Genomic DNA, 12,187 nt, shown 5'->3' with positions numbered 1-12,187 from the left:
TCTGTCCGGCCCGCTGCGGTTGTGAACCTGTGGCTGGCCATAAAAATGGAGAACATCATGGACATTCGTATTTCAGGTCATCAGGTCGATACTGGCGAGGCACTCAAGGTGCATGTTTCCGACCGGCTCAATGCGATTGTCGAGAAGTATTTTTCCAAGGCGATATCCAGCCAGGTCACCTTCGGGCGAGGGCCTCACGACCAGTTCCAGTGCGATATCGTCACCCATGTCATGCAGGGCCTGATCCTCAAGGGCCAGGGCACCGCGCACGACGCGCATGTCGCCTTCGATGGCGCCGCCGAAAAGATCGACAAGCAGCTTCGCCGCTATATGGGCCGCCTCAAGGGCCGCCAGGAGCAGGTCCAGCACGCGCTGGCCGAGGAAGAGGCTGCCTATACCGTGTTCGATACCGGCAGCGAGGAGGAAGAGGTCGTCGATTTCCCGGTGGTGATCGCCGAAACCCGGGTCGATGTGCCCGAGGCCACCGTCTCCGATGCGGTGATGATGCTCGACCTGCGCAACACCAATGCTCTGTTCTTCAAGAACGCCGGGACCGGGCGCCACAACATGGTCTATCGCCGCGTCGATGGCTCGATCGGTTGGGTCGAACCGCAGAAATAAGCGAATAGCTGTGCGCCCGTGCACTGAGCCGCTTGGTTTTTGCGGCAATCTGGTGCATGGGCGCCCCAGATATGCGTTGGCGGGATGAGGTCAGAACCTCCCCGGCGGGAACGACGCTGGACCTGATGGACATTCATGCGTGGCGGCCTCGACAACGATCGGGGCCGCATGCCAGAATCGAGAAACTTGAATATCATGGCGTGGTTCGAACTCGACAAGCAGGCGGTGCTCATCTCTGCGCGCGTCGCCGACAAGCAGCAGGCGCTGGAACTGGCGGCGGAACAGTTCGGCCATTGCTATGGTCTGGACACCGACAAGGTGCTCTCGTGCCTGCTCGAGCGCGAGCAATTGGGCTCCACCGGCTTCGGACGACGCGTCGCGATCCCGCATGGCAAGATCGAGGGGCTGGATCATTCGGTCGCGGTGCTGCTGCGGCTGGGCAAGCCGATCGATTTCGGATCGATCGACAATCTGCCCGTCGATCTGGTGATCGCGCTCATTTCGCCCATCGCCACCGGCGCAATGCATCTGCAGGCGCTGGCGCATATCTCGCGGCTGACCCGCGATGAAAAGACGCTCGCCAAGATCAAGGGCGCCGACGATCCGGACGCCATCTTTGCGCTGGTGACCGCCGAGCTGGACCGTGACGCTGCCTGAAGCGGCGCCCGGGACCGGGGCCGAGGCGCATTATCGCGCGCTCGAGCGGCTTTACGCGGCCGCGGCGATCAACCGATTGTTCCCTTCCCGGCTGAGCATTACCGGCCAGGGTCGCGCGCGGATCGACTTCGACGTGACGCCCGAGCATTTCCACGCCGCCAGCGCTGCGCACGGCACGCTCTATTTCAAGATGCTCGACGATGCGGCCTTTTATGCGTGCAACGCGCTGGTCACCGACCGCTTCCTGCTCACCACTGCCTTCAACCTGCACTTCACCGCGCCGGTGCGCGCAGGCCCGGTCCATGCCGAGGGGCACTGGGTCAGCGGCAAAAGGCGGGTGTTCGTGGGTGAAGCCCGGCTGGTTGACAGCCATGGCGAGGAAATCGCGCGCGGCACCGGCACCTTCATGCGATCGCATATCGGCCTGTCGGGGCTTGAGGGCTACAGCCTGCCGCAGCAGACATCGTCACCGGACGCTTCGGCATGATCGAGGCGCGGCTGGCCGCGCATATCCGGATAGAGGCGCTCAAACGCCTGACCCAGGCCGCGGGCGGCTTTGCGACACTGCTCTCCAGGGGTGATCCGGTCTCGGGCGCGATCCTGATCGTGCGCACGGTGCGCGGCGGCGATAACGGCGTGCTGGAAGGCATATCGGCGCTGGATAGCGGCATCGCCTGGCAGGAAATCTGGAGCGAGGATGAGGACACCATCGCTGCCAAGGGCACACTGACCGAATATCTGGCACGTCGCAGGTCCAGGGACCCCGATATATGGGTGATTGAACTGGATGTCGCCAACCGCGCACAGTTCGACGCGATATCGGGTCAGCTTGGTTGACTCGTCAGCCCACCTGACAGAAGGGCGCGTCCACCAGAAACGCGCAGGCGGCCCGGCGGTTCCATCCGAAAATCCACGGACGGAAATTCAACAGGCAGGCACGCAGACGGGGGGAAGCCCATCGGGACCGGCCAGCAGATGCAGATCTGCCAGCATGTTGCCCTGATCAAGGTGACTCACCGCACAGTCAAAGACTTTGATGAGTACCATTCTCAAGGCCGCCAGCATGGCTGCCGTGGCCATCTACTCGATCGCCACCCTGACCTTTACCGACGCTTCAGCCGCCTTTGCATCGCCGCTGATCGCCGACATGATCCAGCCGGTTCCAGCCCAGACCAGCGATGAAACCGTTTCCGGCGCATCCGATGCCGCTGTCGAAACCGTCGCAGACGCTGAAACCGCCCCCCAGCAGATCGACACCCAGTCCGCCCAGCCGCCGCTCAGGGCCGAAAGCCTGACGCAGCTTGTGGCGATGCACGATCTTCCCGCAGATATCGACGAGGAAACCCGGTGCCTGGCAGGCGCGGTGTACTTCGAATCGAAGGGCGAAACGCTCAACGGCCAGCTTGCGGTCGCCAAGGTGGTGATTGCGCGGCGCGATTCTGGCCGCTTTGCCAGCAGCCTGTGCGGCGTGGTCTATCAGCCCAGCCAGTTCTCGTTCGTGCGGGGCGGCCGGATGCCTGCCATCCCCACCACCAGCCGTGACTGGGCCGAGGCTGTCGCCATCGCCCAGATCGCGATGAAGGACGCCTGGGAAAGCCCGGTCGAAGGCGCGCTGTTCTTCCATGCGCGTCACGTCTCCCCCGGCTGGCGCATGCAGCGCCTCGCCGCTGTCGACAATCACGTCTTCTATCGCTGATCGGCACGGCCTGTAGCGAGCGCTGCAGGCCCCTGATCGGATATTGAGAGCTAGTCCTTTGGGTCGCGAAGGACTGAGGCGGGCGCATTCATGCGTCCGCCTCGACTTTTGCCTGCCGGACGTGCAGCCTCGGCGCGTGGCGACAGGCTCAGGAGGAGGAGTGGATGACCATTCGGGAAGCGCGATGTGCGTGCGGTCAGGTCTCGGTGGAATGCCAGGGCGATCCGCAACGCGTATCGATATGCCACTGCCTCGACTGCCAGCGGCGGAGCGGAAGCGCCTTTGCGTTCCAGGCGCGCTGGCCGCAGGAGCGTGTTGCGATCACGGGAAGAACCGCATGGTGGACCAAGCAGGGCGAAAGTGGCTCCGCTGCAACGTTCACCTTCTGCGCGGATTGCGGGACGACCGTGGCGTATCGCGCCGATTCGCTGCCCGGCCTGATCGCTGTACCGGTCGGAACCTTTGCCGACCCGCTGTTTCCCGCGCCCGAATATTCGGTGTACGAACAGCGCAAGCACCGCTGGATCGCGCTCACCGCACCCGGCATGGTGCATTACGACTGATCGTTCGCAACGAAAAAAAGACCGGTGGCTTGGGGGCCACCGGTCCAGTCTCGACTTTTACCAAGGGTGGTAAACGGGTGAAAATCAGCTGCCGACGGCGATGCGTTCGCCGGCCTTGAAGCGGTCACCGGCCTCGGCGCGGGCGACGAGCGTCACGATCGCGCGCTTCGAGCTTGCCATAGTATCGGCGATGCAGGCCTGGTGGTCCATCTGCTGCTGCAGCGGGACGCGCTCGGTGACGCCGCAGACCTGCTGCGATGCGACCTTGAGACGCGATTCGAGTGCGGCGACGCCTTCAGCGCTGGCCAGGTCCAGGTCGACGAACGGCACTTCGACGCTGCGCACGATGCGGCCGTTGGCGGTTTCGACGGTCTTGACCGGGCTGGCCTGGACAGAGGCGGAAAACAGAACGGCAGCAGCGCCAGCGGCGGCCAGGGTGCGAGTGAAAATCGATGCGGTTGCGGGGGCAAACATGGGGAGGGGTCCTTTCGATGGTGCAAACTGAACAGTGACCGGCCCTGCTGGTTAAGGGGCCCATCAGGGCCGGTCCGTCTGGTTTGCCGCGGATGCCCGGCCTGGGGAGCTATGGTCATCCGCGACATGATCTGGATAGGAGATCGGTTTGCGCGGGTCGCGGGGTGCTCGACCAAATCGGCGAATGAGTCGCTCAACGACTACAAGCGTCGACGAACGACAGCGGGTCGTCGACGAATGTAACATATGCAAAGAAACTGTCACCGAATCGGTATGATCGTTTCAGCTTGACGCTAGGGAAAGTGGGAGTTCCCACACGCCCTTGTCATGTCCGCGCATGGCGGGAGTCGCGACAGGCGACAGCGGCGCGGCAGCAGAAGCCCCGTATGCGCGGGGGCGATGCGGGAGGCAGAGAGGTTTTCAAGGGCAGTGCACCGGTTCCACGTGGAACCGGTGTGCCCGGTCAGATCAAACCGGCGAGCGGGCTCGAGGGATCGGCATATTTGCGCGTGCCCATGCGGCCGGCAAGATACGCATCGCGTCCCGCCTCTACTGCAAGCTTCATCGCGCGCGCCATGCGGATGGGGTCCCTGGCTTCGGCGATCGCGGTGTTCATCAGCACGCCATCGCAACCCAGTTCCATCGCGATCGCCGCGTCCGATGCGGTGCCGACGCCGGCATCGACCAGCACCGGGACCTTGGCATTCTCGACGATCAGCCGGATGGTCACCCGGTTCTGGATGCCCAGCCCCGATCCGATCGGCGCGCCCAGCGGCATGATCGCGACCGCGCCTGCATCCTCGAGCCGCTTGGCGCCGATAGGGTCATCGACGCAATAGACCATCGGCTTGAACCCTTCCTTGGCGAGAATCTCGGTGGCGCGCAGCGTCTCGTGCATATCGGGATAGAGCGTCTTGGCCTCGCCCAGCACCTCGAGCTTGACCAGATCCCAGCCGCCTGCCTCGCGCGCCAGCCGCAGCGTCCGGATCGCGTCCTCGCCGGTGAAGCAGCCTGCGGTGTTGGGCAGATAGGTGATCTTCATCGGGTCGATGAAGTCGGTCAGCATCGGCGCGCTGGGGTCCGAGACGTTGACCCGGCGCACCGCGACGGTGACGATCTCGGCGCCCGAGGCTTCCACGGCAGCGGCGTTCTGGGCAAAGTCCTTGTACTTGCCGGTGCCGACGATCAGCCGCGAACGGAAGGTGTGGCCTGCCACCGTCCAGTTGTCGTCTGCTGCTGCATGGTCGCCGCCGCCGACGAAATGCACGATCTCGAGCCGGTCGCCTTCGCCCACCATGACATCCGCCAGCGTTGAGCGCGGCACGATCTCCAGATTGCGCTCGACCGCGACCTTGGCGGGATCAAGCCCGAGCGAAGTCACCAGAGCGGCGATGCTCTGCCCGGCGGACACGCGGCGCGGCTCGCCATTGATGTGGAGGTTGATCTGGGCGGAGGTGTGGGTGGTGCTGGTCATAGGCCGAAACTCTTGGCGCGGATGACGGGCAAAGGGCAAGTGCGAATGTTGGTGCCCGGCTTGCGCAGAACTCAGTTCTGGCGCGCGGCGCGGTAGTTGAGCAGGTGCGCGACGCTCAGCGCGGCGACGCCTGCAAGGGTGAGCGCATATTCATAGGCACTTCCGTGCGGCACGGTCATCGCCATCAGCATCGAGGCGATTCCGATCACCCCGATTGCCAGCGGCAGCCGCGCCCCGTGCGAGCGGACGCCATGGCCTAGCGCCAGCGCCGCCATGATCGCGGCAAGCGCAAAGCCGATCTCGTGCACCCAGGGGGCGAGCAGGATGCCGCCCAATGAGGCGAATCCCGCCACCAGCCAGATGCCCGCAGCGCAATGCACCATGCACAATGCCGACAGCGCAATCGCTGCAGAATCGAGCTGGCCGGACTTGGTGATACGAGACAACATGTCTGGCACATAGGTTATATGATATCATTGCGCAATGTCGCTTGAGCGCGGGATTGCAAAAACATCATGACAAGCCAAGCGGTGAGGGCAAAGCACCGACGGCGATGCCGCAGCGCAAAAAACACCTTGCAAGCGGGGCGGCGGCATCCGAAATGCGATACCATGACCAGCCTGTCGCACGCACCTGTCTCTGCCGCACGCCTGGACGCGCGCGCCGCCCCCTCGGCCATCGCCAACTGGCTGTATGGCGTGGCACTGCTGGTGTTCACCATGGTGGTGGTGGGGGGAATCACCCGGCTGACCGAATCGGGGCTCTCGATCACCGAATGGAATGTCGTCACCGGGACGCTGCCGCCGCTGAGCGAGGCCTCTTGGGTCGCCGAGTTCGAGAAGTACAAGCTGATCCCCGAATACATCGAGGTCAACGCCGGCATGACGCTGGCCGAGTTCAAGACCATCTATTTCTGGGAGTATATCCACCGGCTGCTTGGGCGCCTGGTCGGCGTCGCGTTCGCGCTTCCGTTCCTCTATTTCGCCGTGCGCCGCGCGATTCCGCAGGGTTATGGCTGGCGGCTGACCGCTCTGTTCGCACTGGGTGGACTGCAGGGCGCGGTGGGCTGGTGGATGGTGGCATCGGGCCTGTCCGAGCGCACCGATGTCAGCCATTTCCGGCTCGCGGTGCATCTGCTCAACGCCTTGTTTATCATGGCCGGGCTGATCTGGACCGCGCTCGACCTGAAGGCACTGGCGCGTGATCCCGCAGCAAGGCCGGCGCGGATGACGGGGCTCAGCCTGATCGTGATCGGCGTCTTGTTCCTGCAACTGCTGTTCGGCGCCTGGGTCGCCGGGCTCAACGCGGGTTATGCCGCCAAGAGCTGGCCGCTGATGAACGGGGCGTTCTTCCCCGTCGATGTCGACTGGTCGCAGGGGCTGGTGCATGCGCTGACGCATGACCCCTTCCTGCTGCACTTCATCCATCGCTGGTGGGCGTTCGTCGCCGTTGCCGCTTTGGTGGTGATGGGCCGCGCGGTGCGCCGGGTCGACCGGCGGATCTCGCTCGCCATCCACACCGCCTTCGGGCTGCAGATCCTGCTTGGCATCGCCACGGTGATGACCAGCGTCGATCTGCATCTGGCGGTGCTGCACCAGGCGGTGGGCGCGATCCTGGTTGCGACCACGGCGTGGGGCGCGCACCGGCTGGGCCAGCGCGATACGCTCCAACGCCAAGTGGCCGTGGCTGCATGATCGGCGACCTGCCGGGCGACGGATCGGACATCCGATTGGTCTATTGCCCCTTTGCCGACGAGGAGGAGGCGCGGACCATCGCGCGGACGGTGGTGCGCGAACAGCTTGCCGCGTGTGCCAACATCATGGCCCCTGCCCTTGCGATCTGCCACTGGCAGGGCGAACTCACCGAAACCGCCGAGGTCCCGGTGCTGTTCAAGACCGCACTGCCCCAGTCCAAGGCGCTGGTCGCGCGGATTGTCCATCTGCACAGCTATGACGAGCCCGCGGTGCTGGTGCTGCCGGTGGACTATTGTCCGCCCAGCTTCCGTGCCTGGGTGCTGGGCCAGACGCTGGCGATCGACTGATGCTGGCGGGCGCGCTGCTGCTGCTCGCCCAGCCCGACGCTGCCCTTGCTGCCCCTCCCGAATCGCCCCCCTGCCCCGCAGCCACAATCACCTTCGCGCCGCCGCTTGACACCCCGCTCGTGCTGATCCGCAGGATCGAGCGTCCGCTGGCGAACGGAATCTTCATCCAGACGGTCACCTACGCCGTGTCCTTCACCCATTCGGGCCGCGGGTATCGGATGCGCTGGCAGCAGACCGGACAGCAGGTCGAGGCTCCGTCCGAATTGCTGCGGCTGCTCTCGCTCGAAGGCGAAAGCGCGGCTGACGAGATTCTCGACTTCACGATCGATGCAGGCGGCACGCTGCTGGGAGTGACCGAATCGCCTGACGCGCCCGAGCGACTCAGGCAGGCGATCGATCGCCTGCGCAGCGATCCCGCGCTGGTTGCGCGGCCGGAGCGCGAGCAAGTGGCGATCGCGGCGGTCCTCGATCGGCTCGCGGCGCTGCCCCCTCCCGAGCGTGCCGGGGTGCACATGGTCAAGGCATCGCGGCTGCTGATGCTGGCCGGACGCCCGTGCCGCTCGGGGCAGCTGACCTCGGCCGATGGCGCGCGCTTTCGCCTGGGATCGCTCACCGGTGAAACCCTCGGTTTTTCAAGCGCGCAGGACGAAACCCGGCCCGATGGCGCGCAGCTTTCCACCAGCATTGCCGGCACGCTGTCCTTGCGCAGCGGGCTGGTCGAAAACCAGGATCGGCGCATGACCAGCACGGTCGAGGGCACCAGCCGCTTGTTCCGCGAATCGCTCACGCTGGAGGCGCCGGCGACCGACCCCGGATAAGGAAGGTATCATTTTACCTCTTTGCAATCCCCCCAAAATGCTTGACTAAACGGGCCCTCATCGTCATTAGCCGCGCTTCGCTCAGGCCGATAAAGGCCTGTTCGTTTCATAGAAACGTGTCAGCCGACCGGCGGGCGGCCCGATCAGGGCCCGTCAGATGCCTGGCTGATGTTTTGGAAGGTTGAAGGCCATGAAGGCTTTGCTCAAGACCACCAAGTCGATCAAACCGGCGGACGTGGAAAAGAAGTGGCATATTATCGATGCCGACGGACTGGTGGTCGGCCGCGTTGCGGTGATCATCGCCAACATCCTGCGCGGCAAGCACAAGCCGAGCTACACCCCGCACGTCGATTGCGGTGACCATGTCATCGTCATCAACGCCGGCAAGGTGGTGTTGACCGGCAACAAGCGCGACAAGAAGGTCTATTACAAGCACACCGGCTATATCGGTGGCATCAAGGAAGTGACCGCAGCCAAGGTGCTCGACGGCCGCTTCCCCGAGCGCGTGCTTGAAAAGGCGGTGGAACGCATGGTTCCCCGTGGTCCTCTGGGCCGCCAGCAGATGCGCAACCTGCATCTCTTTACCGGCACCGAACATCCGCATAACGGCCAGCAGCCCGAAGCGCTCGACGTTGCCTCGCTCAACCGCAAGAACAAGGTGGGTGCATAATGTCTGATACCGTGCAATCCCTGTCCGATCTCAAGGACATCGCCGCCGACGTCGAAACCCCGATCAACCCCGCCCACACCGGCGGTGGCGGCGCGCCGGCTCCGATCCGCGAGCAGGAACTGGACAAGCAGGGCCGTGCCTATGCCACCGGTCGCCGCAAGGACGCCGTGGCCCGCGTGTGGCTGAAGCCCGGCACCGGCAAGATCATCATCAACAAGCGCGACCAGGAAGTGTACTTCGCACGCCCCACGCTGCGTCTGGTGATCAACCAGGTGTTCGACATCACCGATCGTCGCGGCCAGTACGATGTCATCTGCACCGTCAAGGGTGGTGGTCTTTCGGGCCAGGCCGGCGCCGTCAAGCACGGCATCAGCCAGGCGCTCAGCAAGTACGAGCCCACGCTGCGCAGCGCAGTCAAGTCGGCCGGGTTCCTGACCCGCGACAGCCGCACCGTCGAGCGCAAGAAGTACGGCAAGGCCAAGGCGCGCAAGAGCTTCCAGTTCTCGAAGCGCTGATCTGGTCCTGGCTCCGGGCTCTTTTGGGGCCTGGCGCCTACCGGCTTTGAATTCACACGGGGTGATCGCCCCCATGGCAGTGCCCTTGTGGCGCGGATCATGGGCAAGCGGTCACCCCGTTGTGCGTCTGGCGGGTGCAAAACCGCACAGCAGCGCTTGCGCACCGGGCGTGCAGCCGCTAATGGCGACGGCCTGCCCGCACAGGAGTGTAGCTCAGCTGGTAGAGCGTCGGTCTCCAAAACCGAATGCCGGGGGTTCGAATCCCTCCACTCCTGCCAGCGGCCCTTCCCCGGCTTTCTGAATCCCGCGAGTTTCTGAATCCCCTTGCCTCTGCGGCTTGGCGCGGTTATGGGGCTGTCTTTCTCCGACAGGGTGCATATATCGTGTTTCAGCCGGGCAAGGCTGGCGGCGATGTGCCTGCAGCATGATGATGCCCCGCGAATCGGAAACAGGAAAGTTAGACGGCCATGGCCACTGAGCGCAAGAAGACCAGTCCCGGCGAGTTCGTGAACCAGGTGAAGACCGAGGCGTCGAAGGTCGTGTGGCCGAGCCGCCAGGAAACCATCACCACCGCCATCATGGTGTTCATCCTGATGACGATCCTGGCGATCTTCTTCCTGGCAGTCGATTCGGTGTTCGGTGCCATCGTGAAATGGCTGCTCACGCTTGCATGATCGCGGCGGCCTGATTTTGCTTGGCTGATTATTGAAAGAGAACTGAATGTCGCGCTGGTACATCATTCACGCTTATTCGGGCTTTGAAAACAAGGTCCGCGACGCGATTCTCGCCGATGCCGAGCGCATGGGCCTGTCGGCTCTGGTCGAACAGGTAGAGGTGCCCACCGAAACCGTGACCGAAGTCCGCCGCGGCAAGAAGGTGCAGACCGAGCGCAAGTTCTTCCCCGGCTATGTGCTGGCCAAGCTGGCGATGACCGATGACGTCTATCACGTCGTCAAGAACACGCCCAAGGTCACCGGCTTTCTGGGCCCCAACGGCAAGCCGCAGGCGATCAGCGACGCAGAGGCTGCCCGCATCCTCAACACCAAGGAAGAAGCCGCCAACGCCCCGCGCCAGCGCATCGATGTCGATTACGAGATCGGCGATTCGGTCAAAGTGCTCGAAGGCCCGTTCGCGAGCTTCAACGGCATCGTCGAGGAGCTCGATTTCGACAAGGCCCGCGTCAAGGTCTCGGTCTCGATCTTCGGCCGTGCAACACCGGTCGATCTCGACTTCGAGCATGTCGAACTGGCGAAATAAGGTCGCATAGGATTTATCCTCTCCCTTTACGGGAGAGGATACGCAGCCTTGGCAGCGTGCTGCCTAGGCGAAGTTGGAGAGGGCTTCGGCGCACCGGTCGTGCTCCCAGCCGTCTCCCTGCTTCACTTCGTGAAGCTGTCCCTCTCCCGTAAAGGGAGAGGGTTTAGTGCGGGAGACAGGCCTTAAAACCTGTTGTCTGACCGCTTAATTTGAGGGCATCCGGCATCCGCCGCTCGCCCGACAGAATGAAGGAGTGCCATCGTGGCAAAAAAGATTGAAGGCTATATCAAGCTGCAGGTGCCTGCGGGCTCTGCCAACCCCTCTCCGCCGATCGGCCCGGCTCTGGGTCAGCGCGGCGTGAACATCATGGAATTCTGCAAGCAGTTCAACGCTGCGACGCAGGAGGTCGAAAAGGGCACCCCGCTGCCCACCGTGATCACCGTGTTCGGCGATCGCAGCTTCACGTTCGTCACCAAGACCCCGCCTGCCAGCTATCTGATCAAGAAGGCTGCCAACCTGAAGAGCGGATCGAAGCTGCCGGGCAAGGAAAGCGCCGGAACCATCAAGCGTTCGCAGCTGGCGGAAATCGCCCAGGCGAAGATGGCCGACCTCAATGCCAACGACATTGAAGCGGCAACGAAGATTATCGAAGGCTCGGCGACGTCGATGGGCCTTGAAGTGGTGGAGGGCTGATTATCATGGCAAAAGTGACCAAGAAGGCAAAGGCCCTCTCCGCCAAGCTCGATGCTGAAAAGCTGTACGGCGTCGACGAAGCCATCAAGACCATCAAGGAACTGGCGACGTCGAAGTTCGACGAAACCATTGAAGTCGCGCTGAACCTGGGCGTCGACCCACGTCACGCCGACCAGATGGTCCGCGGTGTCGTGTCGCTGCCCTCGGGCACCGGCAAGGACGTGCGCGTTGCCGTGTTCGCTCGCGGCGACAAGGCCGATGCGGCTCTCGCCGCTGGTGCCGAGCGCGTCGGTGCCGAAGACCTGATGGAAGAAATGCAGAACGGCAAGGTCGATTATGACCGCGTCATCGCCACCCCCGACATGATGGGTGTGGTCGGCCGTCTGGGCAAGCTGCTGGGTCCCAAGGGCCTGATGCCGAACCCGAAGCTGGGCACCGTCACCCCGAACGTCGCTGAAGCGGTCAAGGCTGCCAAGGGCGGCCAGGTCGAATTCCGCGTCGAAAAGGCCGGTATCATCCACTCGGGCATCGGCAAGGCGAGCTTCACCGATGAGGCGCTGCGCGCGAACTTCGATGCGTTCGTCGAAGCCATCGTGCGTGCCAAGCCCTCGGGCTCCAAGGGCAAGTACCTGCGCAAGATCTCGGTCAGCTCGTCGATGGGCCCCGGCCTGAAGGTGGACCTGTCGGAAGTGCACGCAGGCTGATCGT

At 63.8% G+C, this 12,187-nt stretch carries 18 protein-coding genes and 1 tRNA gene; 16 read left to right on the top strand and 3 right to left on the bottom strand.

Annotation, left to right across the window (positions count from 1 at the left end):
• The first annotated feature begins 57 nt into the window (after positions 1-57).
• The 6 genes from hpf to IP68_RS11650 all read left to right on the top strand — a co-directional run bounded on the left by hpf (position 58) and on the right by IP68_RS11650 (position 3,537).
• Entirely contained in the window at positions 58-621 is a 564-nt protein-coding gene (hpf, locus tag IP68_RS11675) for a ribosome hibernation-promoting factor, HPF/YfiA family (RefSeq protein WP_054135196.1), read from the top strand.
• A 168-nt stretch (positions 622-789) separates the two neighbouring features.
• Positions 790-1,278 (top strand): PTS sugar transporter subunit IIA, encoded by a 489-nt coding sequence (locus IP68_RS11670; RefSeq protein ID WP_231683947.1) that lies wholly within the window; start codon positions 790-792, stop codon positions 1,276-1,278.
• Positions 1,265-1,765 carry a PaaI family thioesterase gene (locus tag IP68_RS11665; RefSeq protein WP_054135163.1) on the top strand — a complete coding sequence of 167 codons (501 nt, stop codon included), beginning with the start codon at positions 1,265-1,267 and terminating at the stop codon, positions 1,763-1,765. The genes IP68_RS11670 and IP68_RS11665 overlap by 14 nt, the downstream gene beginning before the upstream one ends.
• Entirely contained in the window at positions 1,762-2,115 is a 354-nt protein-coding gene (locus tag IP68_RS11660) for a DUF1491 family protein (protein WP_054135162.1), read from the top strand. Before IP68_RS11665 ends, IP68_RS11660 begins: the two co-directional genes overlap by 4 nt.
• Before the next feature lie 199 nt (positions 2,116-2,314).
• Positions 2,315-2,974 (top strand): cell wall hydrolase, encoded by a 660-nt coding sequence (locus IP68_RS11655; protein ID WP_054135161.1) that lies wholly within the window; start codon positions 2,315-2,317, stop codon positions 2,972-2,974.
• Between the two features lie 164 nt (positions 2,975-3,138).
• Positions 3,139-3,537, top strand: a complete 399-nt coding sequence (locus tag IP68_RS11650; protein ID WP_054135160.1) for a GFA family protein — start codon at positions 3,139-3,141, stop codon at positions 3,535-3,537.
• An 84-nt stretch (positions 3,538-3,621) separates the two neighbouring features.
• Here IP68_RS11650 and IP68_RS11645 read toward each other — a convergent pair whose 3' ends face one another.
• From IP68_RS11645 to IP68_RS11635, 3 genes are all read right to left on the bottom strand, one after another.
• Positions 3,622-4,011, bottom strand: a complete 390-nt coding sequence (locus tag IP68_RS11645; RefSeq protein ID WP_054135159.1) for a UrcA family protein — start codon at positions 4,009-4,011, stop codon at positions 3,622-3,624.
• A gap of 463 nt (positions 4,012-4,474) precedes the next feature.
• Positions 4,475-5,485 carry a sulfur carrier protein ThiS gene (gene thiS / locus IP68_RS11640; protein WP_082382313.1) on the bottom strand — a complete coding sequence of 337 codons (1,011 nt, stop codon included), beginning with the start codon at positions 5,483-5,485 and terminating at the stop codon, positions 4,475-4,477.
• A gap of 71 nt (positions 5,486-5,556) precedes the next feature.
• Positions 5,557-5,934, bottom strand: coding sequence for a MerC domain-containing protein (locus IP68_RS11635; protein WP_054135158.1), 378 nt, complete (start codon positions 5,932-5,934; stop codon positions 5,557-5,559).
• Positions 5,935-6,096: 162 nt separating this feature from the next.
• Between IP68_RS11635 and IP68_RS11630 the strand changes: the two genes are divergently transcribed.
• The 10 genes from IP68_RS11630 to rplA all read left to right on the top strand — a co-directional run bounded on the left by IP68_RS11630 (position 6,097) and on the right by rplA (position 12,183).
• Entirely contained in the window at positions 6,097-7,179 is a 1,083-nt protein-coding gene (locus IP68_RS11630; RefSeq protein WP_054135157.1) for a COX15/CtaA family protein, read from the top strand.
• Positions 7,176-7,526 carry a divalent-cation tolerance protein CutA gene (gene cutA, locus IP68_RS11625; protein WP_054135156.1) on the top strand — a complete coding sequence of 117 codons (351 nt, stop codon included), beginning with the start codon at positions 7,176-7,178 and terminating at the stop codon, positions 7,524-7,526. Before IP68_RS11630 ends, cutA begins: the two co-directional genes overlap by 4 nt.
• Positions 7,526-8,344, top strand: a complete 819-nt coding sequence (locus tag IP68_RS11620) for a hypothetical protein (protein WP_054135155.1) — start codon at positions 7,526-7,528, stop codon at positions 8,342-8,344. The genes cutA and IP68_RS11620 overlap by 1 nt, the downstream gene beginning before the upstream one ends.
• Before the next feature lie 190 nt (positions 8,345-8,534).
• A complete protein-coding gene (gene rplM / locus IP68_RS11615; RefSeq protein ID WP_054135154.1) occupies positions 8,535-9,014 on the top strand; it encodes a 50S ribosomal protein L13 in 480 nt (159 codons plus the stop codon).
• Positions 9,014-9,529 (top strand): 30S ribosomal protein S9, encoded by a 516-nt coding sequence (gene rpsI / locus IP68_RS11610; RefSeq protein ID WP_082382312.1) that lies wholly within the window; start codon positions 9,014-9,016, stop codon positions 9,527-9,529. The genes rplM and rpsI overlap by 1 nt, the downstream gene beginning before the upstream one ends.
• Before the next feature lie 202 nt (positions 9,530-9,731).
• Positions 9,732-9,807, top strand: a tRNA-Trp gene (locus IP68_RS11605).
• A gap of 189 nt (positions 9,808-9,996) precedes the next feature.
• Positions 9,997-10,203 (top strand): preprotein translocase subunit SecE, encoded by a 207-nt coding sequence (gene secE / locus IP68_RS11600; protein WP_054135153.1) that lies wholly within the window; start codon positions 9,997-9,999, stop codon positions 10,201-10,203.
• 46 nt (positions 10,204-10,249) lie between these two features.
• Positions 10,250-10,786 carry a transcription termination/antitermination protein NusG gene (gene nusG, locus IP68_RS11595; protein WP_054135152.1) on the top strand — a complete coding sequence of 179 codons (537 nt, stop codon included), beginning with the start codon at positions 10,250-10,252 and terminating at the stop codon, positions 10,784-10,786.
• A 261-nt stretch (positions 10,787-11,047) separates the two neighbouring features.
• Positions 11,048-11,479 (top strand): 50S ribosomal protein L11, encoded by a 432-nt coding sequence (rplK, locus tag IP68_RS11590; RefSeq protein WP_054135151.1) that lies wholly within the window; start codon positions 11,048-11,050, stop codon positions 11,477-11,479.
• Positions 11,480-11,484: 5 nt separating this feature from the next.
• Complete coding sequence (gene rplA / locus IP68_RS11585; protein ID WP_054135150.1) at positions 11,485-12,183, top strand: 50S ribosomal protein L1; 699 nt, start codon at positions 11,485-11,487, stop codon at positions 12,181-12,183.
• The last annotated feature ends 4 nt before the right edge of the window (positions 12,184-12,187 follow it).

Source organism: Blastomonas sp. AAP25 (genome assembly GCF_001295965.1).
Taxonomy (GTDB): domain Bacteria; phylum Pseudomonadota; class Alphaproteobacteria; order Sphingomonadales; family Sphingomonadaceae; genus Blastomonas; species Blastomonas fulva.
This window is presented reverse-complemented; position numbering and strand designations above follow the sequence as displayed.

What these genes read in the sequence shown, in the direction of transcription:
- IP68_RS11620 (WP_054135155.1), top strand. Translation starts at nt 7,526, where the DNA reads ATGCTGGCGGGCGCGCTGCTGCTGCTCGCCCAGCCCGACGCTGCCCTT.
- cutA (WP_054135156.1), top strand. Translation starts at nt 7,176, where the DNA reads ATGATCGGCGACCTGCCGGGCGACGGATCGGACATCCGATTGGTCTAT.
- IP68_RS11660 (WP_054135162.1), top strand. Translation starts at nt 1,762, where the DNA reads ATGATCGAGGCGCGGCTGGCCGCGCATATCCGGATAGAGGCGCTCAAA.
- rplA (WP_054135150.1), top strand. Translation starts at nt 11,485, where the DNA reads ATGGCAAAAGTGACCAAGAAGGCAAAGGCCCTCTCCGCCAAGCTCGAT.
- rplM (WP_054135154.1), top strand. Translation starts at nt 8,535, where the DNA reads ATGAAGGCTTTGCTCAAGACCACCAAGTCGATCAAACCGGCGGACGTG.
- hpf (WP_054135196.1), top strand. Translation starts at nt 58, where the DNA reads ATGGACATTCGTATTTCAGGTCATCAGGTCGATACTGGCGAGGCACTC.
- IP68_RS11645 (WP_054135159.1), bottom strand. Translation starts at nt 4,011, where the DNA reads ATGTTTGCCCCCGCAACCGCATCGATTTTCACTCGCACCCTGGCCGCC.
- thiS (WP_082382313.1), bottom strand. Translation starts at nt 5,485, where the DNA reads ATGACCAGCACCACCCACACCTCCGCCCAGATCAACCTCCACATCAAT.
- IP68_RS11670 (WP_231683947.1), top strand. Translation starts at nt 790, where the DNA reads ATGCCAGAATCGAGAAACTTGAATATCATGGCGTGGTTCGAACTCGAC.
- rpsI (WP_082382312.1), top strand. Translation starts at nt 9,014, where the DNA reads ATGTCTGATACCGTGCAATCCCTGTCCGATCTCAAGGACATCGCCGCC.
- IP68_RS11650 (WP_054135160.1), top strand. Translation starts at nt 3,139, where the DNA reads ATGACCATTCGGGAAGCGCGATGTGCGTGCGGTCAGGTCTCGGTGGAA.
- IP68_RS11655 (WP_054135161.1), top strand. Translation starts at nt 2,315, where the DNA reads ATGAGTACCATTCTCAAGGCCGCCAGCATGGCTGCCGTGGCCATCTAC.
- IP68_RS11630 (WP_054135157.1), top strand. Translation starts at nt 6,097, where the DNA reads ATGACCAGCCTGTCGCACGCACCTGTCTCTGCCGCACGCCTGGACGCG.
- secE (WP_054135153.1), top strand. Translation starts at nt 9,997, where the DNA reads ATGGCCACTGAGCGCAAGAAGACCAGTCCCGGCGAGTTCGTGAACCAG.
- nusG (WP_054135152.1), top strand. Translation starts at nt 10,250, where the DNA reads ATGTCGCGCTGGTACATCATTCACGCTTATTCGGGCTTTGAAAACAAG.
- IP68_RS11635 (WP_054135158.1), bottom strand. Translation starts at nt 5,934, where the DNA reads ATGTTGTCTCGTATCACCAAGTCCGGCCAGCTCGATTCTGCAGCGATT.